Raw genomic sequence first — 26,143 nt, 5'->3', positions numbered from 1 at the left:
AGGGGACCAATCGAGTAAGGAGCCGGTGTGGCCGCCAGGAGTGAAGTGCCGCTTGCCTGCTGTGAGAACAACCCCGGCTACACGCGCTTTTGCCGGATCTGCGGCAGGCTTTTAATCAGCGAGGGGGTGCTCACCAACCCCGAAACCGGGGATAGCTACGAGATCATCAGTACCCTCGCCCAGGGCGGGATGAGCACGACGTATTTAATTTTTAACCTGCAGAACGACCGGCTGGCGGTGCTCAAGGAGATCGACGCCGATCTATCGCGCAAGGCAAAGGCGCGGGAGCTATTTTTGCGCGAGGCGCGGGTGCTCGCCGAGTTGCGTCACCCCGGTATTCCCAGGTTCTACGATTTTTTTTGTACTGAAGATCGCTATTACCTGGTCATGGAGATGATCTATGGCCTGACGCTCGAACAGTTGCAGCCGCGATCGGTGAGCCAGGCCGTAGGCTGGATGCTCGAAGTGTGTGCCGTGCTCACCTACCTGCACGAGCGCACGCCGCCGGTTATCCACCGCGACCTCAAGCCTGCCAACATGATCTTGCGCTATAACCCCCGCGAGGTGGTGCTCATCGACTACGGTGCGGTCAAAGAGTTCAGCAACCGCCAGGGCACGCGCATCGCCACCCCCGGCTATGGCCCGCCCGAGCAGAGCCAGGGCCGTCCCTGCATCCAGTCGGACATTTACGGGGTGGCGATGACGCTGGTGTTCTTGCTCACCCGCCAGTTTCCGGGCAACCTTTACAACATTCGCCAGCGCCGACTGCTGGGCCTCGACGCAGCAGGCATTCCCGCCGATCTGATCGCGATTATCGATGTTGCGACCGCCTACCAGCCCCAGGACCGCTACCGCGATTGCCGCGCATTTGCCGCTGCCCTGCAGCCCTTTGCCGCCTCCGGATAAGCCGGTACAATGGCGCAGTCCGCTCACCTGGGTGCCCATGAAGACTGCCAGCCGCCTCGATCGCATTCCGCCGTATCTATTTGCCGAGATTGACCGCCGCCGCGACGAGGCGGTGGCGCGCGGCGTCGATATCATCAACATGGGCATCGGCGACCCGGATAAGCCGACCCCTGAGATTGTCGTCGAGGCGATGCACCGGGCGATCGACGATCCGGCCACCCACAACTATCCGCCCTACAAGGGCACCCGCGCCTACCGCGAGGCCGCCGCCAACTGGTTTGAGCGGCGCTTTGGCGTCGGGGGCTGGGATCCGGACACCCAGGTAATTTCGTCGATTGGCTCTAAAGAAGCGATCCACAACACTTTTTTGGCCTTCGTCGATCCGGGCGATCTGACGCTCATTCCCGATCCGGCCTATCCGGTCTACCGCACCGCGACGATCTTTGCTGGGGGAGAATACTACACGCTGCCCCTGCTCGCCGAAAATCAGTTTTTGCCCGATCTGGAGGCGATTCCGGCGGCGGTGGCCGATCGAGCAAAATTGCTCTGGCTCAACTATCCCAACAACCCGACCGGCGGCATCGCTCCGCTGGAATTTTTTGAGCGGGTCGTGCATTTTGCCAAAAAACACGATATTCTCGTCTGCCACGACAACGCCTACAGCGAGATGGCCTACGACGGCTACAGGCCCCCGAGCATTCTCCAGGTACCGGGGGCAAAGGACGTGGCGATCGAGTTTCTTTCGTGCTCAAAAGCCTACAACATGACCGGCTGGCGCATCGGCTTTGTGATCGGCAACCAGACCGGCATCTCGGGGCTGGGCCAGGTCAAGACCAACATCGACTCCGGTGCCTTCAAGGCGATCCAGCAGGCGGCGATCGCCGCTTTCTCGCTCAGCGACGAACGGCTCGAAGAATTGATGACGGTCTATCAAAACCGCCGCAACATCGTTGTCGAAGGGCTGCGCTCGCTGGGCTGGCCGATCGTAGCGCCCAGGGCCACCCTCTACGTCTGGGCAGCGATTCCTAGATCTTTTGATTCGTCCCTCGCCTTTGTGAGCGCCCTGCTCGACAAGTGCGGGATCATCGTCCCGCCGGGCAATGGCTACGGCGAGCACGGCGAGGGATTCTTTCGGATTGCCCTCACTGTCCCCGACGAGCGGATGCGCGAGGCGATTCATCGCATGGAGGCGGCGAGCATCCGCTACGACGCTTGATCTATAGAGGCAACTTGAAGACGGTGCCCTGACCGTTAGTGCCACCGTGGGCGGTGGTGCCGTAGAGTGCGCCGTCTTTGCCCTGGATGAGCGTGCAGGCCGGGTTGGTGCCGTCGTCGCCCGTAAAGACGTAGAGGGTCTGAAAAGCACCGGCAGCAGAAAGGGCAAAGATCGTACCGTCCCCGTCCTCAAAAAGCGACAGATCCCCTCCGCCATAGGCAGTCGTGCCGTAGAGCCTGCCGTCGCTGCCTTCTAGAAGACCAGCCTGGGGGCGGGCTCCATCGCTGCCCGCAAAGCTATGGAGGACGGTGAGTTTGCCTGCTGGGGTGAGCTGAAAGATCGTCCCCATTCCCTGATCGCCGCCGCCCGTCGTCGTGCCGTAGAAGTTGCCGTCCCTTGCAAGCAACAGCCCGGCGTGGGGATTGGCTCCGTCGCCGCCGCCAAAGGCGTAGATCACCGCAAATTCACCCCTGGCATTTACCCGAAAGATCGTTCCGTTGCCGCCGGTACCGCCGTAGGGGGTAGTGCCATAAAAGTTGCCGTCTTTGCCCTCGCTCAATGACGTGTAAGGATCGATGCCGTCCAATAGGCGAAAAGCGTGCAGCGTCTGGAAGTGGCCTTCTTTGTCCAGTCGGTAGACCGTGCCATCGCCCGGCGACATCGCTCCGCTGGTCGTGCCATAAAAGTTGCCGTCGCTCGCCTGCAGCAGCCTGGAAAAAGAATTGCCGCTGTCGCTGCCCTCGAAGGAATGCAGGGTTTTGAACTCACCGCTGCGGCTGAGGCGAAAGATCGTCCCCCGGCCCTGGGCACCGCCGCTGCTGGTCGTACCGTAGAACATCCCGTCCTGGGCGGGCAGCACCCTGGCATAGGGGTTGGCCCCGTCGCTGCCCGTAAAGCTATGGAGCAGATTGAATGCGCCAGTGGGCGTGAGCCGGTAGATCGTGCCCTTGTTGGCGCTTCCCCCGGCGCTCGTCGTGCCGTAGAAGTTGCCGTCCGGACCCATGAGGATGCCGGTATAAGGGTAAGCGCCGTCTGCGCCGCTGAAGCCGTGCAGGATGACAAGCGGCTGGGCTGCCGCCATCCGGACGGACACCAGCAGGGCCACAAGAACGATCCCCAGATACCCGTAAAACACGGCACGCCCCGATTGGATAAGCAACCACCTCTAGCAAGTTCTACCACAGCGCTCTACTTTGCTGAGGAAGAACAGAAGCGATGCCATCCGGCCCGCTAGAATATTTGTCTATGACGGCCACCAGCACCGAAGCTTCGGTTACTTTTGTCCACTCCCCCAGCTTCGCCGAACTGCTCGACAGGCTCGGTATCACCCTCGCCCTCACCACTTACCAGGCGGGCAAGCTCTGTTTTTTGAGCAACTACCAGCAGCGGGTGCGGATGCTGATGCGCACCTACAACAAGGCGATGGGTCTGTTTGTCCATCCGGGGGGAATGCTGCTTGCGACCCGCAACCAGATCTGGTCGTTTGTCAAAGCGCCGCAGCTGCTCGCCATCCACTATCCCGACCGCGACTACGACAATCTGTTTTTGCCCCAGTGCTCCTATGTGACGGGCGATGTCGCCGCCCACGATGTCTTCTTGTTGGGTGGCGACATTCATCTGGTCAATACGCTCTTTTCTTGCGTCGCCCGGATCAGCCCGACGGCGAGCTTTGTGCCGATCTGGCAGCCCCGGTTCATCAGCCGCCTGGCCCCGGAGGACCGCTGCCACCTCAACAGCGTCGCCCTCGACGCGGAGGGCCGCCTGCGCTACGCCGCCGCCCTCAGCACCACCGACTTTGCCACCGGCTGGCGGCCAGAAAAAAATAGCGGCGGCTGCCTCATCGATGTCGAGGCAAACGAGGTGATCTATAAAGGCTTTGCCATGCCCCACTCGCCGCGCCTCTACAATGGCCGGCTCTGGCTCCTTAATTCTGGCCGGGGAGAACTGGGCACCTTCGATCCGCAGGCGGGCCGGTGGGAGCCCCTCGCCCAGCTCCCAGGCTTCACGCGCGGCCTGGCTTTGGTCGGTCCCTACGCCTTCGTCGGGCTCTCTAAGATCCGCGAGAAGGCAACCTTCGGCGGCTCTCCCATCGATAACGGCGGTCTGCAGTGCGGCGTCTACGCGGTCAACCTGCGCAGCGGGGCGGTCGAAGCCTGGCTGAGCTTTGATACGGGCATCGAAGAAATCTACGACATCCAGGTGATCGAGGGCTGCCGCCACCCGTTCGTCCTCGGTTTTCAAAAAGAAGACATCAACCGGGTCTACAACTTCCGCGAATAAGTTCTAGCGCGGCGGCAGAGCGGTCACGACGTACTGGGCCTGGTAGCGCAGGGGCGGGCTGCCGTCGCTGCGCGGCACCTCCACCAGCACCTGATGGGGACCGAGGGGGGCGTCGAAGCCGTAGATGTGAAACTCGGCCTGGTCGTCTTGAACGGTCGAATCCATAATCACAAACTGGTCGCCCTTGATCGGCACGGCATTTGCCCCTTCGAGCAGAGGCCGGAGCATCTCGGTGGCGTCGTAGCCGTTGACCACGACGCGGGGATGCCGCCAGTCGAGGCTTTTGCCCGCTTCGCCGCTCAGCTTGAGGCTGATTTTTATGTCGATCGGGTTGTGCAGAGCCTGGGCGGGGGTCGGATCGGTGTTGATGAGGGGCGCGGCGGCGCTGGCAGCCGTAGCGAGCACGATTACAATCAGGAGGGCGCGAAAAAAGGTACGCATCAGTTGACAGCAGGGGTGGTTGAAGTAGATGGCTGGCCAAGTCTTTCTCGCCTATCTATTCTAGTGGACTGCTGAAGATGGCTGTCAGCGCCGAAATCCTCTGCATTGGCACCGAGCTGTTGCTGGGCCAGATTGTCAATACCAACGCCCGGTTTCTTGCCCAGGAGCTGGCGGCCCTCGGCATTCCCCACCACTACCAGAGCGTCGTGGGCGACAACCCCGAGCGCATCCACCATGCCCTCGATGTCGCGATGGCCCGCTCCGGTTTAATCCTCACCACCGGCGGGCTGGGGCCGACCGCCGACGATCTGACCCATCCGACGATCGCCGAACATTTTGGCGTCCCCCTCGTCCGCCATCCCGAGCAACTGACCCGCATCGAGGCCCGCTTTCGGGCGCGCCAGCGCCCAATGAGCGCTACAAACGCCCGCCAGGCGGATCTGCCCGCCGGGGCGGAGGTTTTACCCAACCCGACTGGCACCGCCCCCGGCATTCTCTGGCAGGCACGGCCCCAGGTGCTGATTCTCACTTTTCCGGGGGTGCCCGCCGAGATGCGCGCCATGTGGCAGCAGACCGCCGTTCCTTTTTTGCGCTCAAAAGGCTGGGGCCAGGAGGTCTTTATCAGCCGCACCCTCCGGCACTGGGGCATCTCCGAATCGCTGCTGGCGGAGAAGGCCGCCGCTTATCTGGCCCAGGACAATCCGACGGTCGCGCCCTACGCGGGCGACGGCGAGGTAAAACTGCGGATCACCGCCCGCGCCGCCACTCCCGAAGCGGCCAGAGCGCTCATCGCCCCGGTGGAGGCCGGCCTGCGCGCCCTCGCCGGAGACGACTGCTATGGAGCTGACGACGAGACCCTCGCCTCGGTGTGCGGGAAACTTCTTGTCAGTACAGGCACAACGCTGTCGGTCGCCGAATCCTGCACCGGTGGGCTGGTGGGGGCGGCAATTACTGCCGTGCCGGGTGCCTCGCGCTACTTTGCAGGCGGCGTGCTCGCCTACGACAATGCGCTTAAAACCCAACTTCTGGCCGTCGAAGAAGAGATACTTATCGCTCACGGTGCCGTCAGTGAACCGGCGGTGCGCCAGATGGCAGAAGGGGTGCGCCGCCTCACCAGCAGTGACTGGGGGCTGGCCCTCACCGGTATCTCGGGGCCGGAGGGCGGCACGGAGCAAAAACCGGTAGGCCTAGTGTACCTTGCCCTGGCCGGGCCGCAGGGCACGCGGGTCCAGGAGCTACGCCTGGGGGCAGAGCGGGGCCGCGAAGCGATCCGCCTGGTGAGCAGCCAGAGCGCCCTCGATCTTCTCCGAAGAGAGATCATCGCCCAGCGCGCCTCTGGTATGCTAAAAGGATAGGAAGGCGAGAGTCACCTTGAGAGAACGAAGCATGGACAATATTGCAGAGAAGATCCAACGCGCCCTCGATCGACTGGCAGAACTACTGGGCATCCCACAGCAGGTGCCCCAGCTACAGCGCGTTCCTGTCCGCGTCCGTGCCGATCGCCGCTAAATATCGCGTTCTTCTTCTCAACGGTCCAAACCTCAACCTGCTGGGCAGGCGTGAGGTTGCTCTCTACGGGACTGTGACCCTCAGCCAGATCGAACAATCACTCAAGCTCGACGCCGAAAATCTGGGCGTCGAGCTTTCTTGCTTTCAGTCCAACCACGAGGGAGCCCTGATCGACGCGATCCACGCCGCTGCCGGTCAGTTCGACGGACTGCTGATCAATCCCGGAGCCTTTACCCACACGAGTGTCGCCCTGGGCGATGCGATCGCAGGGGTCGAACTGCCGACTGTCGAAGTGCATCTGAGCAACATTTACCGGCGCGAGGCGTTCCGCCATCACTCCTACATCGCGCCGGTGGCTGTAGGCCAGATCAGCGGCTTTGGAGCCGACAGCTACGGACTGGGCCTGAGAGCCCTGGCAGCTCACCTCCGCCGCAGGGCAGAGCAGGGGGACACTTCCGGTTCTGACTCGGTAGATTGAGATTACTGTCACCGGGATCGCAAAAAAATGCGCATCTGGAAGCTGGTACTTTTGTTTTTGACCCTTGCACCAGTAGCGGCTCAGGCAGCGCCGAACTTGAAGCTGATCAATCTGCCGTCCGGATTTGAGATCGAGGTATTTGCCGATGGCCTGGAGCAGCCCCGCGCCCTGGCCCTCTCCCCCGAAGGCGATCTGTTCGTCACCGAGATGGGGGCCGGGCGCGTCAGTGCGCTGCCCGACCGCGACAAAGACGGCAAGGCGGACCGGCGGGTGGTCTTTGCCAGTGGCCTCAACCACCCCCACGGCCTTGCCTTTTATAAAAGCGGCCTCTATATCGGCGAGACCAACGAGGTGGTGCGCTTCGACTATCAACCCGGAAAACCCACCGGCAGCAATAAGCGCGTCGTCGTCCCCAACCTGCCCGACGACGGCGGCCATTCGACGCGCACGGTCGCCTTTGGCCCCGACAACAAGCTCTACGTCTCGATCGGCTCCAGTTGCAACGTCTGCAACGAAAAGGACAAGCGCCGGGCGACGATCATGCAGTACAACCCGGACGGCAGCGGTGGCCGGATCTACGCGAGCGGCCTGCGCAACGCCGTCGGCCTGCGCTTCGACAGCCAGGGACGGCTCTGGGCCACCAGCAATGGCCGCGACTGGCTGGGAGATAACATCCCGCCCGACGAACTGCACATCGTCCGCGACGGGCTAAACGCGGGCTGGCCCTTTTGCCACGCGGGCAAATACAGGGACGACCGCTTTGGTTCCCTTGGCTCCTGCAGCGCCGTCACTCCCCCCGACTGGAGCTTTCAGGCTCACTCCGCACCGCTTGGGGTGAGCGAGTACACCGGCAGCCAGTTTCCTGCCGACTATAAAGGCGATCTGTTCGTCGCCTTTCACGGCAGCTGGAACCGTTCCCAGCCCACCGGCTACAAGGTGGTGCGCGCCCACCTCGAGAACGGCAGGGTAAAACAGCTCACCGACTTTGCCACCGGCTGGCTGAGGCCCGACCGCGACGTGATGGGCCGTCCCGTCGATGTGCTCACCGCCCCGGACGGCAGCTTATTCGTCACCGACGACGCTGCAGGGAGGGTCTACCGCATCCGCTACAGCGCTACCCAGGCGAAGGCCGGTCCCTGACCCCTCACCCCCCAGCCCCTCTCCCACAAGGAGAGAGGGGAGGATGACAAGCCTGCAACCGACTTCACCGAGCCACCCGGCAGCCCAGTTACAGTGAACCCCCCTTGCCTCTCCTGCCCCGGCGGGGGCAGGAGGGGTAAGGGGGGCAGGGGGGTAAGGGGAGGTGGGGGACGGTTTTAGCAAGTACCCAAAAAGCCAAGAGAACAACCAGCCCTAGAACTCTGCTTCCCCTACCCCAGCCCAAAACCTCATGCTTATTCAGCTTCGTCTACTTGAGATCGATCTCTCCTTCTGGAAGAACCCATGAGCGGCAACAACATGCGCGCCGTCGAGCCCATCACCCCGGTGCTACCGGTGGAGAGTGACAGGCCCGAGATCGCTCTTTTTAAGCATCTTGGGGCGCTCAGGTACCGCGACTACCGCCTGTTTTTTATCAGCGCCTTTGTCTCGAACATTGGCGGCTGGATCCAGGTCGTCGCCCAGGGCTGGCTAGTGCTCAGCCTCGACAGCTCGCCCTTCTGGCTGGGACTGGTCGGTTTTGCCGGTGGCCTGCCGTCGCTGTTTTTCTCGGTGGTAGGCGGCGTCTTTGCCGATCGCTTCGACCGGCGGTTTTTACTCGTCGCTGCCCAGACTGTCCAGATGCTGATGGCGCTATTGTTGGGCGTGCTCACCTGGATCCACCGCATCGATGTGCCCACTGTCGCCGCCATCGCCTTCGGAGCGGGCCTGGCGATGGCCCTGAGCGGTCCTGCCTACCAGACCCTCGCCAAGGATCTGGCGAGCGACGAAGTGACGAGCGCCATCGCCCTCAACTCGACCCAGTTCAACCTGGCGCGGGCGATCGGTCCTTCGATTGCCGCTGTGCTGCTGGCCACTGCCGGATCGGCGGTCTGCTTTTTAGTCAACGCCGCGAGCTTCATCGTCGTCATCTTTGCCCTGCTGCGAGTCAAGCTACCGACCAAACCCGCCCCCAGCACGATTTCTTTTCGCTGCAGCCTGGTGGAGGCATTTCGCTACGTCCAGCAGACCCTTAAGGTGCAGTGGCTGTTGTTGCTGGTCGCCGTCACCAGTATCTTTGCCATGCCCTACATCACGCTGTTGCCGCTGTTTGCCAAAGACATTCTAAAAGTCGGCTCCGGCGGCCTTGGACTACTTACAGGAGCGGTGGGCATCGGAGCGGTTACGGGTGCGCTGCTCATCGCCTGGCTGGGCGAGCGGCTGGGCAAGGGCCGGATCACCTTTTTTGCCTCCCTCGCCCTCGGGGGCAGCCTGGTCGGTTTTGCCCTCTCGACGGACTTTGTGCTGTCGCTGTTGTTGCTCTTTATGCTCGGCGCAGCGATCGTCTCGCAGGTGACGATCGTCAACACCGAGTTGCAGACGAGCGTGCCGGACCAGTTATTGGGCCGGGTGATGAGCCTGTTCAGCCTCGCCTTTATGGGCCTCACCCCCGTAGGCAACCTGCTTTCGGGATTTGTCGCCAACCACTTCGGTGCCCCGCTCACCCTCGCCGTTGGGGCGGTAGTCGTGACACTCTACGCGCTGCAGGCTTTCTTGCGGCATCGGGAGCTATTGAGGCTGTAGTGGGCAATCTATCGGGAAACCGCAGCCTCATCCAGGTACTGGCTGGGCGAGACTGCGGCGCTCATCGCTATTGCAGGGAGCCGCCCGCCTGAACGAGAAGCTGCGACAGTTGCTGCAACTTGCTTGCTACCTCGCCGGTGGCACCGGCTTTGGTCGCGGTCTCAGCCGAATCTTCGCCAAGATCAGTGAGCAAAGAACCGAGTTGAGCGGTATCACCGTTGCCCAGTGCCGCTTTTAGCTGACCGAGATCCTCAGCCAGGTCAGTGCCCTGTAGAGCCTGCTGCCAGCGGTCGATAAGGGCCAGCGCCTGATCGGCAGGAACGGAGGTGAGCCCCCGTTGCAGCGCTGCAATCGTCGTGTCGAGATCGGCGGTAATTTGAGAATCTGCCATAGTAAATCTCCCTTTTTGGTGTCTTGACAGTTTGTGAGTGTCGAAGGAGGCTTCTCCACTGCAGGCAGATTGTTTCAAAAGCGGGAGGCGGAAGCGACTGTCTTGAGATAGAGAATTACAGGTATCGCCTGATACATCGCCAGAGATCAATTTAAGACTGTACAATATTTTGCACTGTCCGATCCGCGTGCAATCAGCTGAATATTCGCACACCGCTTCAACGCCTAGCCGCCGATCTCGACCCGTCCGCCGAGGCGGAAGGTAGTGCCGGGTGCCGGGGCACCGTCACGAAATTCGTACTGACTGTCGAGCAGGTTGAAGACGCTGCCGGTGAGGATGAAGTTGGGAGCGATAGGTAGCTCGACGTTGAGATCGAGGCTGAACCAGGCGGGCACAAAGTCGAGGGAGTTGAAGCGGCGCTTGCCACTGTCGTAGCGGCCCACCAGGCTGGCGAGCAGGCCCCGGTTCTGGTAGACGGCGTTAACCAGGACGCTGTTGAAGGGAATGTTTGGATCTTGATACTGGTAAAAGTAGGGGTAGGTAGATTGATCGGGGCTGTCGGGAGGACCGTAGTTGCGCGCATCGGTGTTGCTCCAGATCGCTCTAAGACGCCACTGATCGCTCAGCTGCCAGTCGGCGGTCAGTTCGATCCCAGAGGCGAGGCGGCTATCCAAGTTGCGCGTCTGCGAGAGAAAGCGAAACTGCGAGGTCGGATCGGGGTTGCGGAAGACCGCTGTGCCGATCGCCCCGTCCAGGTAGGTGTTGAAGTAGGTGAGGCGAAAGCCCAGGTTGCGCGCCGGGGTGATATCGACGCCGACATCGTAGGTGACGCCGGTCTCGGGTTTGAGATCGGGGTTGGGGATCACGCCCGCCCCGGCGACGAAGAGGTTGGTGAGGCTGGGGGCGTTAAAGACCTGGGACCAGTTCGCCCGCAACGAAAGAAAACTGGTCGGGCTATAGCGCACACCGGCGGCGGGGCTCAATAGCTCGCCGAAGGCGGAGTTGGAGGTGTAGCGCAGGCCGATATTCGCCTTGAGCTGGTCGCTGAAGCTGATGTCGTCGATCAAGAAGGCGGCGTAGCGGGCAATCGCCTTGTCGAAGAACGTACGCCCACCGCTTCGTTGCTGGTAGGAGCGGTCCTCCAGAAAGTTGAGCCCAAAGGAGAGATCCTGGCCGGGGGAGAGCTTGGTGTTGAGGGCCGTCTGGATCTCGAAGCGGCCATTCTCGTAGGCAGGCTGGGCGTTGGGGGGGGCGGTGCGCTGGCCGGGCAGGCCGGGGATGGCACTCGTTCCCAGGCTCTGCTGGAGGTTGGTGTTGTAGTAGAAGGGATCGGGGGTGAACTGGTTGCCTGCGAGGCGCAAAAAGTAGGCGTAGCTGTTGAGCGAGGTGGTGGGAGAAATTTCGTGGTCCCAATAGAGTGCCGCCTGGGTCTGGGAAGTATGAATGCGCTGGAAGGCGCGCGGCCCGCCCTGGGTGCTGGCCTCCGCCAGTGGGTACGCCTGGCCTGTCGGAAAGACCGCTCCGCTGCCGAGGGCAATGTTGTAGGGGTAAGGACCGCCTGCCTGGACGCTGCTGGGGGTAGCGACGGTGTAGCGCTGCTGGTCGCAGGAAAGGGGGTTGCCGAATTCATCGACCGGAAAGAACTGATCGCCGTTGAGGGTCGGATTGGCTGCTGCCGATGGCCCTCCCTGGCAGACCGGAAAACTGTTGCCGAAGGTGGAGGGCGTCTGCAAATAAAAACGGTTCTGCTGATCGAGCCGCAGGGTCAGCTTGTTGAAGGGGTCGGGTTTGAAGGTGAGCTTGGCTGAGTAGTTGTCGCTGGCTGCCTGGGCAGCGTCGGCGACGCCCTGGACTTTGATGGGTGGCCCGACCTCGGGCTTGAGAAAGCCGTAGAGGTCGATAGGACCACGGTTGGCCGGATCGGCAGCCGCCGCACCGCCCAGGCCAAAGGAGTTCTGGCCGTTCGGGTAGCCCGCCGGATTGATTGCCGCCGGTGCCTGGGCCGCCGGGTTGCTGGTCGGCCCATAAAAGAGTGCCTGGTTGGGCAGGGTGTAGCTGAAGGGGTAGTCGTTGAAAGCAACGATGCCGCCGTAGGTGAGGTTGTAGTTGAAGGTGTCGTCGCCGCCGAACTTGGCGGTGTAGCGGCTGAAGCCGTAACTGCCGGTCTCGTAGCTAAAGCGCAGTCTGGGTTGCCCTTTGGGCGTCTCGGTGATCAAGTTGATCACGCCTCCTACCGCCCCGGAGCCGTAGCGCAGCGTCGCCCCACCGGTCACCACCTCGATGCGCTCGAGATCGACCAGTTGCACGGCCACCAGATCCGCTGCGCCGCTGGAGGAGCGGTTTAAGAGCAGTCCATCGCGCAGCAGTTGAAAGCGCGAGTCGTCGAAGCCGCGCAGGAAGATGCCGCCGATGCGTATACCGCCAAAGGAAGGCACCGCCTGAAAACCCGGCACCAGTTGCAGAGCGTCGCTGGCGGTGGTGGCCCCCACGGCCCGGAAGTCTTCTTGCCGGACGCTATAAGTCGTGGCGGTGGTGTCCCGCTGGCGCACCGGCCTCCGGGTTGCCGTCACCGCCACTTCGTCGAGCAGATCGCCCGCACCCTCCTCGTCGGGCAGATCGGCCACGGGCTCAGAAGACTGGGCCCCATCGGGTGGAGCCGCCGCCTGCTTGATCACCGGTTCTGTCCAGTTCCAGGCGGCGGGGCGCTCCTTGAGATCGGCGGCGCTGCCTGTATCTAGAGTTCTTAGATCCCCCAGCCGCAGCGGTGGTTGTCCCTGAGCGGCCTCCCAGGGCACCAGCAGGCCCATAGCGAGAAACAGAGGCAAACGAAATTTTAAGAACACTCCCATGCACACCTCACTCGCTCTGCAAAAATCTGGTCCTAGACCGCTCCCTCGCGCACCACCGGCTGGCGCTCGGGCTGGGGCGGTTCTTTGAGCGGCAGCCGGGGAAAGAGCAACTCGGCCACCCGGTAGGCTTCTTCCAGGTGGGGATAGCCCGAAAAGATAAACGTCTCGATGCCCAGATCGGCGTACTCGTACATCCGCCGGGCAACCGTATCGGCATCGCCCACCAGCGCCGTCCCGGCCCCGCCCCGCACCAGCCCGACCCCTGCCCAGAGGTTGGGGGCAACTTCGAGGGCGTCGCGCCGCCCCCGGTGCAACTGCAGCATCCGCCTCTGGCCTTCGGAGTCGGAGCGGGCAAACGCCTGCTGGGAAGCGGCGATCTGCTCGTCGTCGAGGTAGCGGATCAGGTCGTTGGCGGCGTCCCAGGCTTGCTGGGTCGTCTCGCGCACGATGACGTGCAGGCGGATGCCGAAGCGCACCGTCCGACCGCAGGCTGCCGCCAGGCGACGCACCTGGGCAATCTTGAGCGCTACTTGATCAGGGGGTTCTCCCCAACTCAGATAGACATCGACGTGCCTGGCAGCCACCTCCAGGGCGGCAGCGGAGGAGCCGCCGAAGTACAGGGGCGGGTAAGGCCGCTGTACAGGAGCAAAGCCGAGTTTGCCCCCCTCGATGCGCAGGTGCTTGCCCTGAAAATGCACCTCCTCGCCCCGCATCAGCGCCCGCCAGATCGTCAAAAATTCGTCCGTCAGCGCGTAGCGCTCGTCGTGATCGAGAAAGACACCGTCTTTGGCCGCCTCGACGGCGCTGCCGCCGGTGACGATATTGAGCAAGATCCGACCACCGGAAATGCGGTCGAAGGTGGCCGCCATCCGCACCGACAGCGCCGGTGACATGATCGAGGGCCGGATGGCGAGCAAAAAGCGCAGCCGCTGCGTCTCGGTCATCAGAGCGGTCGCCACCACCCAGGTGTCCTGCTTCTGGCCGGTGCCGATGAGCATTCCGCCAAAGCCCAACTGGTCAGCGGCCTGGGCGATCTGGCGCAGGTACGGATAGCTCGGCTCCCGTTCACCGATGGCGCTTCCTAGATAGCGCTGGTCGCCCTGGGTCGGCAGGTACCAGAACACTTCCATGTCCTCTCCTTGTCTAAGGTGATCCGGCAGAGGCGGCGTACTGCTTTGAATCGAGCAGCGCCTCACGAATGTTCACGGGCCGGGGGAGCAGTTTGAGCCGCCAGAAGGTGTCCGCCACTTTTTGCTGTTCGCTGACAAAGTGGGCGTCGAGCGGTACGAGCGCCTCGCGGCGGCGGCGGAAGGTCCGCTCAAGGGTCGAGACCGGCAGCCCCTGGCTCCTGGCAGCGAGCAGGGCTGCCTCGTGGGGATGTTCGTCGATCCAGCGGTTGACCTGCCGGTACTCGTCGAGCACGACGCGCAACAGATCGGGATTGCGCAGGGCAAAATCCCGCGAAGCCAGGTAGCGGCTCCCCTGGGTGGTGATCCCCTCGCCGTCGATGAGTACCCGCACATCCGGCTGTTCCTCGGCCACGGCATAAAACGGATCCCAGATTGCCCAGGCATCGACGCTATGGCTGGCAAAGGCCACCCTGGCTTCTGCCGGAGCAAGATAAACCGGCTTGATGTCGCTCCAGTGAAGCCCCGCTCGCTCTAACACCTGCACCAGCAGATAGTGCGCTCCGGAAGCCTTCTGGACGGCCACTTTCTTGCCACGCAGATCCCGAACGGTGCGGATGTGGCTGCTTTTATGAACCAGGATCGCCCGCCCACGCGGGCTCGGTTCAGTTGCCGCCACGTAGACCAGGGGCGCACCCGCCGCCTGGGCAAAGATAGGCGGCGTGTCGCCGGTCGCACCAAAATCGAGGCCGCCCGCGCTCAATGCCTCCAGAAGCGGTGGCCCGGCGGTAAATTCTGCCCACTCGACTTTTGCCCCCACCGCCGCCAGCCGTTTTTGGAGCTTGCCCTGCAGCCGGATGATTTCGCCGGTCTTTTGATACCCGATGCGCACCACCCGTTCCCCCTGGCTGCGCGCCGCCACCTGGGTACCGGCCTGGACGCTGCAACCGGCCAGTCCCAGGGCGATCCCCAGCGCTAAAACAGAGCGCGCCAGGACCGCCCACACCTGCCCGATGAACCCACCACACTGAATATTCGGCATCTACGGTTCTCCAATCGATAAACCGTACTTATTGAGCGCCTAACAAGTTAGCACGATCAAACAGTCAAGTACAGTAAATCGAGTACATTACCGTACATTATTTAGACTGCCCTGAGATCGCCTTCCACAGCTGTCTGCTCTTTTTTCTCGCTAAGATCAGAAACAGCAGGTAGAAGATTCCAGACCGATGAGAACGCCGGCAGTTCGATTAGAGGCATGGGTGCGCGCCAATTGGGGCGACTTTCTTGCTCTGGCTGACGATCCTGCCCTTCAAAAAGCGAAGTTCTACTATCACCAGGGCTGGATACGCATTGAGATGTCACCCGTTGGCCGCGCCCACGCAGAAGACAACTATCTCATCGCCCAGATCATCAGCATCTATGCTTTCAGCCGGGGGCTCGACCTGCAGGGCCTGACCAATATCAGCCTTAGAAAAACGGGTGAGCAAGAAGCCCAGCCGGATCTGGCCTACTACCTGATGGGAGGACAACCGGACGCTTACTCCAACAGCCCGATCGATCTCGACAATGCCCCCGCTCCAGCTCTGGTCCTGGAAGTCGCAGCCACCAGCTTGCAGGACGATCTGACAATTAAGCGCGAATTGTACGGCCAGTTAGGGATACAAGAGTACTGGATAGTCGATAGCAACGCTGCTCGGGTACTGCTTTTTGGCACAGTTGCCGAGAGTCAATCCCTGGAGCCGATAGAAAGCTCTAGCTTGCTGCCGGGATTGAGCGCAGCCGTCCTGACAGAGGCGCTGCGGATCGGACGGCAGCAAGGGCAGGCAGCGGCGATGCGCTTCGTTCTAAACCTGTCCGATTGATCCTCAGCGGCCTTGTTTGAGCCCCAGGGTGCGGCCTGCGAAGCCGGCAGCGTCGAAGTAGCGGGTCTTGCCCACCTGCTGGTACTGCAGGAGGGTGACGCGGCCTTCTATTCCAGGTTTCGAGCGCAGGGTGCCGGAGCTGACCGGTACGGGGGCACCACCTGCCAGTGCTTCGCCCAGCACTCGCCCAGTGAGTTCGCCCCGGCTCGGGATATCAAGACCCAATAGACGGGCGAGCGTCACTTGAATATCGGCGTTGCTCGCCGGAGCGCGGTCGATGAACTGGCGGCGGAAATCGGGCCCGCTCGCTGCCATGTAGTTGAAGGTGTCGGCGCGGCTGAAGCTGCCGTGGATGCCCTGGCCCTGCTGCAGGCGCGTGTCTGCGATGACCGCCGCACAGGCGCGCTCGTTGCGGCAACCGGTGCTGAAGGAGCGGAAGTTGACGACGATCGACGGAGTCGGGGTGCGCGCCGTGCCTTTTAAGTTGACGGCGCTGAGGGGGAGTGCTCCGGGTGGCACGCCCAGGCTGTCATCGACGAACAGGCCGCTCACGTAGTCCTGCTTGAGCAAAAAATCGACCGCCTGCTTTAACTTCTGGGGGCGATCGGGCGCATCGGGAAAGTAGAGCAGATCGGAGCCGCCGTTGGCTGCGACCACGATCGCCGGGGAGGCCGGATCGCTGCCGATGACGGCGTTGCCCAAAAAAGGATGCTGGCCTTTTTGGGCATCGACGGGAGCATTCTGGCTGTCGGCGTCAAAAAGCGGCAGTTGAAGCTCGTGGGCCAGGTCGATCGCCACAAAGCCGGGCGGGACAAATCCCGGCGGCACATCGGGGTAGCGCTGCTGGGCGGCGTAGCTCTTGCTGTCTTGCTTGCTCACCGTCGAAAAACCGTGATCGGAGACGACGACGACATCGGTGGTCGCCTCCAGATTGAGCAGGCGCAGCCCGGCGAGCAGTTGGGCAAGGTTGCTGTCGGCGTTGTGGATGGCGGCGCGGGAGGTGGGACCGTTGATGCCGGGGCGCAACTGGTTGAGGCTGTCGCCCTGGTTGTGCTGGGTGCCGTCCGGATCCCGCGACCAGTAGACGAGCACGAACGGTTTCTGGCGCTCTCTAAATAGCGGCAGCAACACCTGGGTGGTGACATCGATGAAGTAGTGCTGCTGGACCGTGTTGGGCAGGGCAGTGCCCGGTGTCTTGCTGTCGCCGCCCTTGCCGTTCAAGCCCCGAGCGGGAGCGACGGCAGGAAGGCTATTTTGCTGGAGCCGTTCGAGCACCTGGGGATCGATCGGCACGCCGCCTGTACTGCCGGTCGTATCGTCAAAAACGATCGTCCCAGGTTCACCAGCTCCTGTGAGATCTTGAATCAGGACCGGACCCAGTTTGCCCACGGCGGCGGTGCTGAAACCTTTTGTGCGCGCCGCTGCGAGCAGGCTCGTTTCGCCTGTAAAGTTGCCCGTAAATTGCTGATTCAAGCTGGCGAGCACCCCATCGTTTTCGATGAAGGGCACGACCGTCTGCCCGGCTGGCCCGTCCAGCCCCCGAAAGATCGTGTTGCTAAAATCGCCCGTGTCGCCCAGGTAGTGGCCGGTGGCCAGGGCTGTGGCGTTCGGGGTCGTAAAAGTCGGAAACAGCGAATGGCTGTTGGCAAAGCGTACACCCCTGCGGGCAAAGCGATAGAGCCTCGGGCTATCGACCGGGTTGACGGCAGTCGGCCTCAAGCCATCGACCACAAAGAGCACGACGTTGTGGGGCTGGGGCTGGGCAGCCACCGGTCCTGCCACTGTCAATGCCGCTGCCAGCCAGGCTGCCAGATTGTTTTTCTTGAAAGCTCCCGCGCCTGCCATTTATAAAATGCTCCTCACCGGGCCCGTACAAGTCTACGGCAACCCGCGTCGCGGGCGGCGTGCGCAAAAAAACGTCGGGGAGGTTGGAATCTCCCCGACGGGTCCCCTGTTTCTTGGACACTTTGATGCCTATTCCTGCTGGGCGGCCTGGGCAGCGGCGGACGGTACCTGCTCGGAGGTTTCTGGTGCAGCCATCTCGCCCCGGCGGCCCAGGAGCAAGCGCCAGAGCCCATTCTGCAGATCGTCGATGTAGGTAAAGACGACGGGCACGACCACCAGCGTCAGCAACGACGAGGTGAGCAGGCCACCGACGACGGCGACGGCCATGGGCGAGCGCGCCTCCGAACCGGCACCGATCCCGAGGGCGATGGGCAGCATTCCGGCAATCATCGCGACCGTGGTCATCAAGATGGGCCGCATCCGCGCCTCCCCGGCAGAACGGATCGCCTCGCTGCGGGTCTGGCCGTTCTGCATCGCCACCAGGCAGTACTCGACCAGCAAGATCGCATTTTTGGTCACCAGGCCCATGAGCATGACGATACCGATGAGGGTGTAAAGGCCCAGGGATTTTTGAAAGACGAGTAGACCGATAAGCGCCCCGCCCAGCGACAGCGGCAGCGACATCATGATCGTGAGCGGCTGCAAAAAGCCACCGAACAACAGTGCCAGCACCGCCCAGATAAGCAGGATGGCGGCGGCAATCGCCCCACCGAAGCCATTGAACACGTCGCGCTGGTTCTCGGCGTCGCCTGCCAGTTTTTCGGTGACGCTCGCAGGCAAATTGCGCAGTACGGGCAGTTGATGAACTTTTTGCAGGGCGGGACCCAGGTTGACGCCGGGGGCAAGGTTGGCACCGATGAGCACCTGGCGGGCCCGGTCGTAGCGCTCGAACTGGACGGCACCACTGCCCATGCGCACAGTCGCGACCGCCTTGAGGGGAACGAGGCGGCCATCGTTGCCTGTCACCTGCAGATCGCCGATCGCTTCGAGGTCGGTGCGGAAGGCCGGGTCGAGCTGGACGCGGATATTGATCTGGCGGCTGGGCAGGGTGAACTTGGGCAGGTTGGCCTCGTTGTCCCCCAGGGTCGCCATCTGGGCAGTGCGGGCGATCGCCTGTACCGAGACGCCCTGCTCGGCGGCGCGGGCCAGGTTGGGCCGCACGGTGATCTCGGGGCGCAGCAGGGCGGCGCTGGAGCTGATATCGACCAGTTCGGGCAACGTGCGCATCTGGTCGGTAAGGTCGCGGGCAGCCCGGTTCAATTCGATCGGATTGTCGCCGGTCAGAACAATCTGCAGCGCCTTGCCGCCCCAGCCCGAAAAAGACAGCCGTACCCCCGGCACCGAATTGAGCACAGGCCGCATCAGCGCTTCAAATTCTTGCTGGGAGTGGGGGCGCTGGTCGCGGGGTTTGAGGGGGATCACCAGCCGACCGACGTTGACCTGACCGGCCTGCGCGCCGATCGCCCCGGCGCGGGCGTAGATGTGCTCGACATCCGGGTTTTTTTGCACCAGCGCACTCAGTTGCAGGATCGCCCGGCGGGTGGTGGCGATGCTCGAACCCGGCGGCAGCTCCACTTCCAGGCTGCTCTGGCCCTGATCGACCGGCCCGATAAAAGACGTAGGCAATAGCGGGATGAGCAACAAGCTGCCCACAAAGAAGGCAATCGCCAGAGCGAGGGTGAGGAGCCGGTAGCGGAGGGCGCGCCTGAGAACGGCGTCGTAGAGGCGCATCAGCACCGATCGCCCAGAGGGCTGGTGGTGGGGCTTGAGTAGATAAGCGGCCATGAGTGGGGTGAGCATCCGGGCCACCACGAGGGAAAAGAGCACCGCCGCTGCGACCGTCCAGCCAAACTGCCGGAAGTACTGCCCCTGAATGCCGTCCATAAAGGCAACCGGCAAGAAGACCGCCACAATTGCAAAGGTCGTCGCCACCACCGCCAGGCCAATCTCGTCCGCCGCCTCGATCGCCGCCTCAAAGGGCGTCTTGCCCATGCCGATGTGGCGGGAGATATTTTCAAGCTCGACGATCGCATCGTCTACCAGAATGCCAATTACCAGCGCCAGCGCCAGCAGGGTCATGTTGTTGAGGGTAAAGCCCGCCAGGTACATGACTGCAAAAGTGGGCACCACTGAAAGCGGGATGGCCAGCGCGGCGATGAGCGTCGATCGCCAGTCGCGCAAAAAGAGCCAGATGACGACGATGGCGAGGCCCGCTCCCAGCAGCACCGCCTCCACCGAGGCGTCGTAGGACTCGCGCACAAAGGTGCCGGTGGTCCAGAGCATCTCGATGCGGGTATCGGCAGGGAGGCTTTTTTGAATCTCGGCTACCCGGTTGCGCACCGCCTGCTCGACGGCGACGAGGTTGGTGCCGCTGGCGCGCACGACCTGAAAGACGACGGCAGGACGGCCATCGAAGAAGGCGAGCCAGCGCTGCTCGGCGGTGCCATCGACGATCGTGCCCAGGGTCTCAAGGTTGGCGTAGCGGCCATCCGGCAGGGCGATGCGGGTGGTGCGCAACTGTTCGACCGTGGCGGCACTGCCCAGGGTGCGGATCGCCTGCTCGGTGGTGCCTACTTCTCCCCGGCCACCGGGCAGATCGATGTTGAGGGCGCGAATCTGGGCGTGGACCTGATCGGCGGTGACACCTAGAGCCTTGAGGCGCAATGGATCGAGCTGGACGCGCACCTCGCGTTGCAGGCCAAAGTGCAGCACCTGGGAGACGCCGGGCACCGTCAACAGTTCGCGGGCGATTGTGTTTTCGGCCACCCAGCTCAATTCGACGGCGGAGCGGCGAGTCGAAGAGAGGGTGTAACCGATAAATGGCTCGTTGTTGGAGTCGAAGCGCTGGACCACCGGCTCATCGATGCTCTGGGGCAGCGAAGAACGGATCTTGCTCACCGCGTCGCGCACGTCGTTGGTCGCCCGGTCGATGCTGGTGCCCAGAATAAATTCGACCCGCGTAAACGAACTGCCGTCGCTCACCGTCGAGTAGATGTGCTTGATGTTGCCGATACTTGAAACTGCCTGCTCGACTTTGCGCGTGACCTGGGTCTCCAGTTCTGTCGGGGCTGCGCCGAGCTGGCTGATCGTCACTCCCACCATCGGTGCGTCGGTGTTCGGATCGAGGTCGATGCCGAGCCCGGCAAAGGAGACGGCTCCGGCCAGGGTGATCACCAAAAACAACACCAGCGTCGGGACGGGATTGCGGATGGACCAGGCCGAGATGTTCCAGTTCATAGCGCGCAGCCAGTAGCGGGCACCTACGCAGCCACTGTAAAAAAAGCGCCGGTTTTGATCCGCCCTGAGCTATGTGCAGAATGTGAAATCTTGCGGGTTCGCGCTCACACAAACTCACAAATTTTTGGGCCGAGCGCTTTCTCCGGCAGGCAGGGTGCCCCTCAGAACATCCCCGCCATCGAGGTCGTCTTCGATGTACTGTCTTGCTCGATGCCAAAGTACACTACTCAGGTAAAGCTCTGGAAGCGCGCTGAGTGTCCCCATGAAAATGGTGGATTTTGTCAACTGGCCTACCTGGGTCTCTTTTTTGCTGATCGTCGTGTTTCCGACCTCGGCGTTCTCCGCACTGGCCTTCTGGACCTGTAGACGGCACCAGCAGGGCAAGTACCGATTCATCAGCGATGCGGCCCAGGATGTCAACGGCTACTTCTTCTCGGTCGTCGGCCTGATTGTTGGCTTTATCCTGGTCAACTGCTGGAGTGACATGAAGCGGGCCGAACTCGACCTGGTGAACGAGACGCAAAAGCTCATCGTTATCTCTCGTCTGATGGAGCAGTTCCCCGTCGCCGAGCGCCAGAATGTCTATGCGGCCATCAACGAGTACATCGACCTGGTTGTTGAGCAGGAGTGGCCGACGATGGAACAGGGACGGCCACAAAAGGCGTCCAGGCCCGCCGTCGAGAAATTATATACTATCTTCTCTCATATTCGAGTGGCGACGACCACCCAGCTCGCGGCCTATAACATCCTTCTACCCACCCTGGGTGAACTGGTGAAACTGCGCAATGAGCGGCTGTGGCTTGCAGGTGGCACTCTGCCCGTCATCATGTGGTGGTTGGTGCTCTTAGGGTCGGTGCTGGCCATGCTCGTCATGGCGCTGTTCCCGCCGGAGAACCCTGGCAACTACCCGCTGCTCATCGCCTTGTTTGCCCTGCTATTTAGTTCGATCGTCTATGTAGTGCTCCTACTCCAGTACCCGTACTCTGGAAACCTGCGGGTCGATGCGTCCCCGTTTGCCGATGCCCGGCAGGTGATCGAGCAGGAAAGAAAATGGGGACGTTCAAAGCCGGGCGGCTGAAGCGCCCGGAGGCGCATCGCATCGTGGCCGGTGGCTGGGCACCTTTTTTTAACCGGGAAGTTTTTTAGCGAGGGTATCGGCGGTGGCAGTCTGGGTCTGCAGCGTCTCGAGGTTGCGGCTGGCAAAGTTCTGGATGTCGGAGTCGCGGGACTGCTCGGCAGCAGCGCGAGACAGTCGCAGAGCTTCGCGCTGATCGAAGTAGGCGAGGTTGAGATATTCCTGGTCGAAGCGGCTGCCGGACCAGGGCTGCAGTCGGGCGAGCAGCGACTGGAGTTTGTCTTTGGCCGGTGCCGTGAGATCGCTGCCGGTGGCCGGGACGGTGACGCGCTTGCTCGCTGCGAGCAGTTGCAACTCGTGGTCGGTGCGCTCATGGTAGGTCAGCACGTCCGTGGCGTACTGCCGGACGGTGGGATTGTTGGAATGTTTGAGAGCAAGACCGGCCAGGGTCACCTCGCGCACGCCAAATTCGGCCATCGCACTTAGATAGGCGGCCCCCGATGCAGTCGCCGGGCTGGTGGTCACCGTCTCGGTGCGCTGGATGACGGTGGTCTCTTCCTGGGCCCGTACCGGCAGGGCGACCACCAGGGTTATAAATGTCAGAGCAGAGGCCAGGCTGAAAATCGTCTGTTTGCCCATAGCTGTTTCTCCAGGCTCACAGGTCGGTACTTGTCTTCCATGGTCGAGCCGGGACGCGGCTCCGGCCTCCTTCTGGAGAGGGGTTTACCTGCTGTCAGGTCCTTTCAGCTTTTTAGAAAACGGTCTACCTGCTCCTGCAGGCGGGACCAGAGATCTGCCTGGGCAGATTCTTCGAGACTGTCCAGCCAGTGAATTTTGGATTCGGAACGAAACCAGGTCATCTGGCGCTTGGCGAACTGACGGGTATGGACGACGATCTGCCGGATAGCCTGGTCTTGATCGATCTCTCCTGCCAGGTACGCTCCCAACTCGGCGTAACCGAGCGTCCGCAGCAGGGGCAGATCGAGGCCGTACTTTGCTCTCAATTTTTTAACTTCGATGAGCCAGCCCCGCTCGATCATCTGGTGGGTGCGCCGCTCGATGCGCTCCAGCAGTGCTGCTCGATCGCTGCCGATGCCAACGGTGAGAACCTCAAAGCCCGGATGAATGGGTTGCTGCTGGGTGCTCATCGGTCTGCCGCTCGCAAGGCACACCTCCAGCGCCCGCTCGATGCGCACCCGGTCGTTGGAATGCAGTCGCCTGGCGGTCTCGGGGTCGAGTCGTTGCAGCTGCTCAAAAAGCCGGGCGAGGGGTTGGATAGCAAGTTGGCTGCGCAGTTCAAGATCTGGCGGGACAGCAGGTGGTTGCCAGCCACCGGCCACCGCCCGCAGGTAGAGGCCGCTGCCGCCCACCAGCAGCGCCGGTTGCCTGGCTGCGTGCAGCTTCTCGATCTCGGCGAGGGCCAGTGCGCGGTAGCGGGCGACGTTGAACGTTTCAGTCGGCGAGGCGACATCGATCAGCCGGTGCTCTGCCTGCTCGCGCTCCTGGGGGGTCGGTTTGGCGGTGCCGATGTCGAACTCGCGATAGACCTGCCGGGAGTCGGCGCTCAAGACCGGCACCCCCAGATAGCGGGCAAGCTGGATGCCCAGCCCCGTCTTGCCGGCGGCGGTCGGCCCGCAAAGAACGATGAGTTTGCCGTTCACCACGAATGAAAAAAGCTCGGACCCTTGAAGAAGCGCTCCACCGCCACCAGGGGATTGACGCTCTCGCCGAAGGCGGCGATCTCTCTGGCGCTGAAGATCTGGGCCGATTCGCGGGCGAGCTTGAAACTTTCGCCCTGGCGCTCCCAGATTTGCCAGGCTTCCGGGAAGCGGCGAAACAGAACCACTGGTCGGTAGCGAAACGCCTGCAAAAAGTAGGCGACTTCGACGGTGGAGCGAAAAGCTCGACGCACCGATTCTTTGCCCCGACCGATGCCGGTGAGGCCCGGCCCTTCCGGCCAGTTGTTGACCATCAAGAAGTGTTTGTTGCCGGCTTTTGCCCGCTCGGCGTACAGTTGCACCTCATCGACATCGATCGAACTGGCGTCGATGAGCGCCAGGGTCTGCCAGTTGTTGCCGATGTAGTCGCGCTCGCTGATATTGAGGATCTTGTAGGGGGTCTCGCCCCAGCGCGTAAAGGCGTAGTCGGCGATGCCGGTGCCGGAGACGGCTAGTAGCGGCTGCGGCATCATATCCAACAGTGGCCGGGCCAGATCCGTCGCCGATCGCCGTCCTGTCTGCACCTCGACCTGCAGGCGGGTATGGCCCGCCTCGACGGCGTTGCGCAGTGCCCTCTGGGCCTGCAGGAGCGCCTGTTCAAACGTATCGGGCAATGGACAGCTCATGGACCGCTGAAAGCTCTACAAGCGCCATTCTGCCACCGTTTCTCGCCGCAGGAAGACCGCTTTGCCCTGCGGATTTGATTTTGGCGCGGCTACCATAAAGGGGCTGCAAAGGAGGGTATCCGTGCACTCCACGATCATCTACGACGGCCTTTGCAATCTATGCGTGAACCTGGTGCAGCTCCTGGAGCGCCTCGACGGCGGCAGACAGTTCCGCTACGTGCCGATGCAGGACAGCGAGCAGTTGGCCCACTTTGGGGTAGCTTCCGGTCAATGCGAGCAGGGGATGATCTTGATCGACCCCACATCGCCCGACTGGTTTCAAGGCAGTGCCGCCGCCGAACAGATCGCCCGCCGCTTACCGGCAGGTGAGGCGTTCATCGCTGCCTACCGGGCCGTACCGGGCCTGCAGGATCTGGGCGACAACTGCTACATCCAGGTGCGAGACAACCGCTACGCCTGGTTCGGCAGCCGCGATCAGGTCTACCGCAGCCTCTACCCGCCCTTCGCTGCGGCCAACTAGACGATGTACCGCTGCCCGGACTGCTACTCGGACTTTTTGATGCGGGTCGAACCCTGCCCCGGTTGCATCGACCAGGCCAACCGCAAGGCCCGCGCCAAAAAAGCGAAGGAGCGCCGCCACAGCTACGATCCGAACGGCCAGATCGAAGATTGGGAATTTTGGGATCTGTTGCGCTGGTACCGCACCTGTCCCTGCTGCGGCAAAAACTGGTCAGCGGTAGAGATGATTGCCCGCGACCATATCGTGCCCGTAAGCCGGGGCGGGCCAAACGAGGCGAAGAACCTCCAGCCCCTTTGCCAGCCGTGCAACCTCTGGAAGAGCGACCGGATCATCTACTTTGATCGTCACTTTGCGGGCCGTTGCGCTCCGCTGCCTGAATATCTTTTGCCCTACCTGCGGGCTGCCGCACCGGGCGTTCACGAGCAGACCACATTCTTAGAAGCCGCCCCCCTCGATCTGCGCCTGCGCTACCCAGAAGCGACCGCTCGCCAACTCGAAGAGATTACTCTGCACCTCTCGACCGCACAGGAACTCGATTATTAACACGCGACCCACACTCCTACTCTGAGCTGGTTTCCGGGCCTGACTGCTCCGACTCCGCCGGATTGATCTGTGTGCGGCTTACAACGAGTTGCTCAACCTTCGTTACAAGTTCCGGCAGATCAGACCGGACTGTTGCCCAGACGATGCTGGGGTCCACCATAAAATAACGATAGTTATAAAATTGCGGGTTCGCTTAATAGCCTGCCAGGGAATGTCAGGGTTCGCTTCTTTAAAGTCTTCTGGCAGGTTAGCGACGGCCTCACCGATCTTTATCAGGTTATAGTTCACGGCATCTACTACCTGTTGCCCTGAGATGAATTGCAGTTCGCTCAGATTGGCCGTGTACTGCTGGATGCTGCTGGCAGCATCCAGAATATCGCTCAAACGCCGATCAACATCATGGCTGGACATAGATAAGTTCTTTAAATACTGACGCTGCGATCCTCGGTTTCAAAGAACTGGGAGTTCCGAGATCGACAGGACGCTGTAAAAGCGCTTCAAGAAAGTCTTGGAGTTCAAAAAACCTGGCAAAGGTTACAACTTCACCAGGCTCGAATTCGACGAGCAAATCTACATCCGAGTCTCGCCTGGCTTCGTCTCGGACAACGGAGCCAAAAAGGGCGATGGATTTGACTCCGAAAGCCTGCAGTTGGGACCAGTGGCGACGTAGACAGTCGAGAACTTCCTGACGCCGGGGAGGATGGCTCCAGGTGGGGAACGGTTCTGATTGCCGCGCAAAGACCATAAACGAGTCTTCTGAACCCTATGAGGCTCTCGCAGACATGCTAGCGCTTGT

The 26,143-nt window shown here is 62.0% G+C and carries 25 protein-coding genes; 12 read left to right on the top strand and 13 right to left on the bottom strand.

All coding sequences use genetic code 11. The annotated features are described in order from the left end of the window. Positions 1-27 precede the first annotated feature (27 nt). Both GKIL_RS16285 and GKIL_RS16280 read left to right on the top strand, forming a co-directional pair. The gene (locus GKIL_RS16285; RefSeq protein ID WP_023174868.1) at positions 28-906 is read left to right on the top strand and encodes a serine/threonine protein kinase; all 879 of its coding nucleotides are present in this window, start codon (positions 28-30) and stop codon (positions 904-906) included. 37 nt (positions 907-943) lie between these two features. After that, positions 944-2,122, top strand: a complete 1,179-nt coding sequence (locus GKIL_RS16280; protein ID WP_023174867.1) for an LL-diaminopimelate aminotransferase — start codon at positions 944-946, stop codon at positions 2,120-2,122. Position 2,123: 1 nt separating this feature from the next. Here the strand turns inward: GKIL_RS16280 and GKIL_RS16275 are convergent, their stop codons facing one another. Further along, complete coding sequence (locus GKIL_RS16275; protein ID WP_023174866.1) at positions 2,124-3,257, bottom strand: choice-of-anchor tandem repeat GloVer-containing protein; 1,134 nt, start codon at positions 3,255-3,257, stop codon at positions 2,124-2,126. Positions 3,258-3,367: 110 nt separating this feature from the next. Here GKIL_RS16275 and GKIL_RS16270 point away from each other — a divergent pair, with 110 nt between their 5' ends. After that, a complete protein-coding gene (locus GKIL_RS16270) occupies positions 3,368-4,402 on the top strand; it encodes a TIGR03032 family protein (RefSeq protein ID WP_041244009.1) in 1,035 nt (344 codons plus the stop codon). Positions 4,403-4,405: 3 nt separating this feature from the next. Here GKIL_RS16270 and GKIL_RS16265 read toward each other — a convergent pair whose 3' ends face one another. Further along, on the bottom strand, positions 4,406-4,843 hold the full coding sequence (locus GKIL_RS16265) for a hypothetical protein (RefSeq protein ID WP_023174864.1): 438 nt from the start codon (positions 4,841-4,843) through the stop codon (positions 4,406-4,408). A 77-nt stretch (positions 4,844-4,920) separates the two neighbouring features. Here GKIL_RS16265 and GKIL_RS16260 point away from each other — a divergent pair, with 77 nt between their 5' ends. The 5 genes from GKIL_RS16260 to GKIL_RS16245 all read left to right on the top strand — a co-directional run bounded on the left by GKIL_RS16260 (position 4,921) and on the right by GKIL_RS16245 (position 9,551). Further along, positions 4,921-6,198: a competence/damage-inducible protein A gene (locus GKIL_RS16260; protein ID WP_023174863.1), complete on the top strand. Its 1,278-nt coding sequence runs from the start codon at positions 4,921-4,923 to the stop codon at positions 6,196-6,198. 31 nt (positions 6,199-6,229) lie between these two features. Next, positions 6,230-6,352 (top strand): hypothetical protein, encoded by a 123-nt coding sequence (locus GKIL_RS25760; protein ID WP_023174862.1) that lies wholly within the window; start codon positions 6,230-6,232, stop codon positions 6,350-6,352. Beyond that, complete coding sequence (gene aroQ, locus GKIL_RS16255) at positions 6,336-6,830, top strand: type II 3-dehydroquinate dehydratase (RefSeq protein ID WP_023174860.1); 495 nt, start codon at positions 6,336-6,338, stop codon at positions 6,828-6,830. Before GKIL_RS25760 ends, aroQ begins: the two co-directional genes overlap by 17 nt. 27 nt (positions 6,831-6,857) lie before the next feature. Then, positions 6,858-7,970: a PQQ-dependent sugar dehydrogenase gene (locus tag GKIL_RS16250; RefSeq protein ID WP_023174859.1), complete on the top strand. Its 1,113-nt coding sequence runs from the start codon at positions 6,858-6,860 to the stop codon at positions 7,968-7,970. Positions 7,971-8,273: 303 nt separating this feature from the next. Beyond that, on the top strand, positions 8,274-9,551 hold the full coding sequence (locus GKIL_RS16245; RefSeq protein ID WP_023174858.1) for an MFS transporter: 1,278 nt from the start codon (positions 8,274-8,276) through the stop codon (positions 9,549-9,551). A gap of 67 nt (positions 9,552-9,618) precedes the next feature. Here the strand turns inward: GKIL_RS16245 and GKIL_RS16240 are convergent, their stop codons facing one another. From GKIL_RS16240 to GKIL_RS16225, 4 genes are all read right to left on the bottom strand, one after another. Next, on the bottom strand, positions 9,619-9,942 hold the full coding sequence (locus GKIL_RS16240; protein WP_023174857.1) for a hypothetical protein: 324 nt from the start codon (positions 9,940-9,942) through the stop codon (positions 9,619-9,621). 224 nt (positions 9,943-10,166) lie between these two features. Beyond that, positions 10,167-12,791: a TonB-dependent receptor gene (locus GKIL_RS16235; RefSeq protein ID WP_023174856.1), complete on the bottom strand. Its 2,625-nt coding sequence runs from the start codon at positions 12,789-12,791 to the stop codon at positions 10,167-10,169. Between the two features lie 32 nt (positions 12,792-12,823). Beyond that, on the bottom strand, positions 12,824-13,921 hold the full coding sequence (gene ssuD / locus GKIL_RS16230; RefSeq protein ID WP_023174855.1) for an FMNH2-dependent alkanesulfonate monooxygenase: 1,098 nt from the start codon (positions 13,919-13,921) through the stop codon (positions 12,824-12,826). A 13-nt stretch (positions 13,922-13,934) separates the two neighbouring features. Continuing rightward, positions 13,935-14,960 (bottom strand): sulfonate ABC transporter substrate-binding protein, encoded by a 1,026-nt coding sequence (locus tag GKIL_RS16225; protein ID WP_023174854.1) that lies wholly within the window; start codon positions 14,958-14,960, stop codon positions 13,935-13,937. Between the two features lie 220 nt (positions 14,961-15,180). Here GKIL_RS16225 and GKIL_RS16220 point away from each other — a divergent pair, with 220 nt between their 5' ends. Then, entirely contained in the window at positions 15,181-15,783 is a 603-nt protein-coding gene (locus GKIL_RS16220; protein ID WP_051382844.1) for a Uma2 family endonuclease, read from the top strand. A gap of 3 nt (positions 15,784-15,786) precedes the next feature. Here the strand turns inward: GKIL_RS16220 and GKIL_RS16215 are convergent, their stop codons facing one another. Together GKIL_RS16215 and GKIL_RS16210 are read right to left on the bottom strand one after the other, a co-directional pair. Beyond that, complete coding sequence (locus GKIL_RS16215; protein WP_023174852.1) at positions 15,787-17,628, bottom strand: alkaline phosphatase family protein; 1,842 nt, start codon at positions 17,626-17,628, stop codon at positions 15,787-15,789. A 129-nt stretch (positions 17,629-17,757) separates the two neighbouring features. Further along, a complete protein-coding gene (locus GKIL_RS16210; protein WP_023174851.1) occupies positions 17,758-20,865 on the bottom strand; it encodes an efflux RND transporter permease subunit in 3,108 nt (1,035 codons plus the stop codon). Between the two features lie 262 nt (positions 20,866-21,127). Between GKIL_RS16210 and GKIL_RS16205 the strand changes: the two genes are divergently transcribed. Next, complete coding sequence (locus GKIL_RS16205; RefSeq protein WP_023174850.1) at positions 21,128-21,943, top strand: bestrophin-like domain; 816 nt, start codon at positions 21,128-21,130, stop codon at positions 21,941-21,943. A 48-nt stretch (positions 21,944-21,991) separates the two neighbouring features. Here GKIL_RS16205 and GKIL_RS16200 read toward each other — a convergent pair whose 3' ends face one another. The 3 genes from GKIL_RS16200 to GKIL_RS16190 form a co-directional block, all read right to left on the bottom strand. Beyond that, the gene (locus GKIL_RS16200; RefSeq protein ID WP_023174849.1) at positions 21,992-22,579 is read right to left on the bottom strand and encodes a DUF4142 domain-containing protein; all 588 of its coding nucleotides are present in this window, start codon (positions 22,577-22,579) and stop codon (positions 21,992-21,994) included. 104 nt (positions 22,580-22,683) lie between these two features. After that, a complete protein-coding gene (gene miaA / locus GKIL_RS16195) occupies positions 22,684-23,601 on the bottom strand; it encodes a tRNA (adenosine(37)-N6)-dimethylallyltransferase MiaA (protein ID WP_023174848.1) in 918 nt (305 codons plus the stop codon). Beyond that, positions 23,598-24,272 (bottom strand): DUF1995 family protein, encoded by a 675-nt coding sequence (locus GKIL_RS16190; protein ID WP_041244008.1) that lies wholly within the window; start codon positions 24,270-24,272, stop codon positions 23,598-23,600. The genes miaA and GKIL_RS16190 overlap by 4 nt, the downstream gene beginning before the upstream one ends. A gap of 133 nt (positions 24,273-24,405) precedes the next feature. Between GKIL_RS16190 and GKIL_RS16185 the strand changes: the two genes are divergently transcribed. Together GKIL_RS16185 and GKIL_RS16180 are read left to right on the top strand one after the other, a co-directional pair. Continuing rightward, a complete protein-coding gene (locus tag GKIL_RS16185; protein ID WP_023174846.1) occupies positions 24,406-24,804 on the top strand; it encodes a thiol-disulfide oxidoreductase DCC family protein in 399 nt (132 codons plus the stop codon). Between the two features lie 3 nt (positions 24,805-24,807). After that, a complete protein-coding gene (locus GKIL_RS16180) occupies positions 24,808-25,347 on the top strand; it encodes an HNH endonuclease (protein ID WP_023174845.1) in 540 nt (179 codons plus the stop codon). Positions 25,348-25,449: 102 nt separating this feature from the next. Here the strand turns inward: GKIL_RS16180 and GKIL_RS16175 are convergent, their stop codons facing one another. Next, a complete protein-coding gene (locus GKIL_RS16175; protein WP_023174844.1) occupies positions 25,450-25,758 on the bottom strand; it encodes a HepT-like ribonuclease domain-containing protein in 309 nt (102 codons plus the stop codon). Further along, entirely contained in the window at positions 25,745-26,092 is a 348-nt protein-coding gene (locus GKIL_RS25940) for a nucleotidyltransferase family protein (RefSeq protein ID WP_023174843.1), read from the bottom strand. The genes GKIL_RS16175 and GKIL_RS25940 overlap by 14 nt, the downstream gene beginning before the upstream one ends. Positions 26,093-26,143 lie beyond the last annotated feature (51 nt).

The organism is Gloeobacter kilaueensis JS1 (assembly GCF_000484535.1).
GTDB lineage: Bacteria > Cyanobacteriota > Cyanobacteriia > Gloeobacterales > Gloeobacteraceae > Gloeobacter > Gloeobacter kilaueensis.
This window is presented reverse-complemented; position numbering and strand designations above follow the sequence as displayed.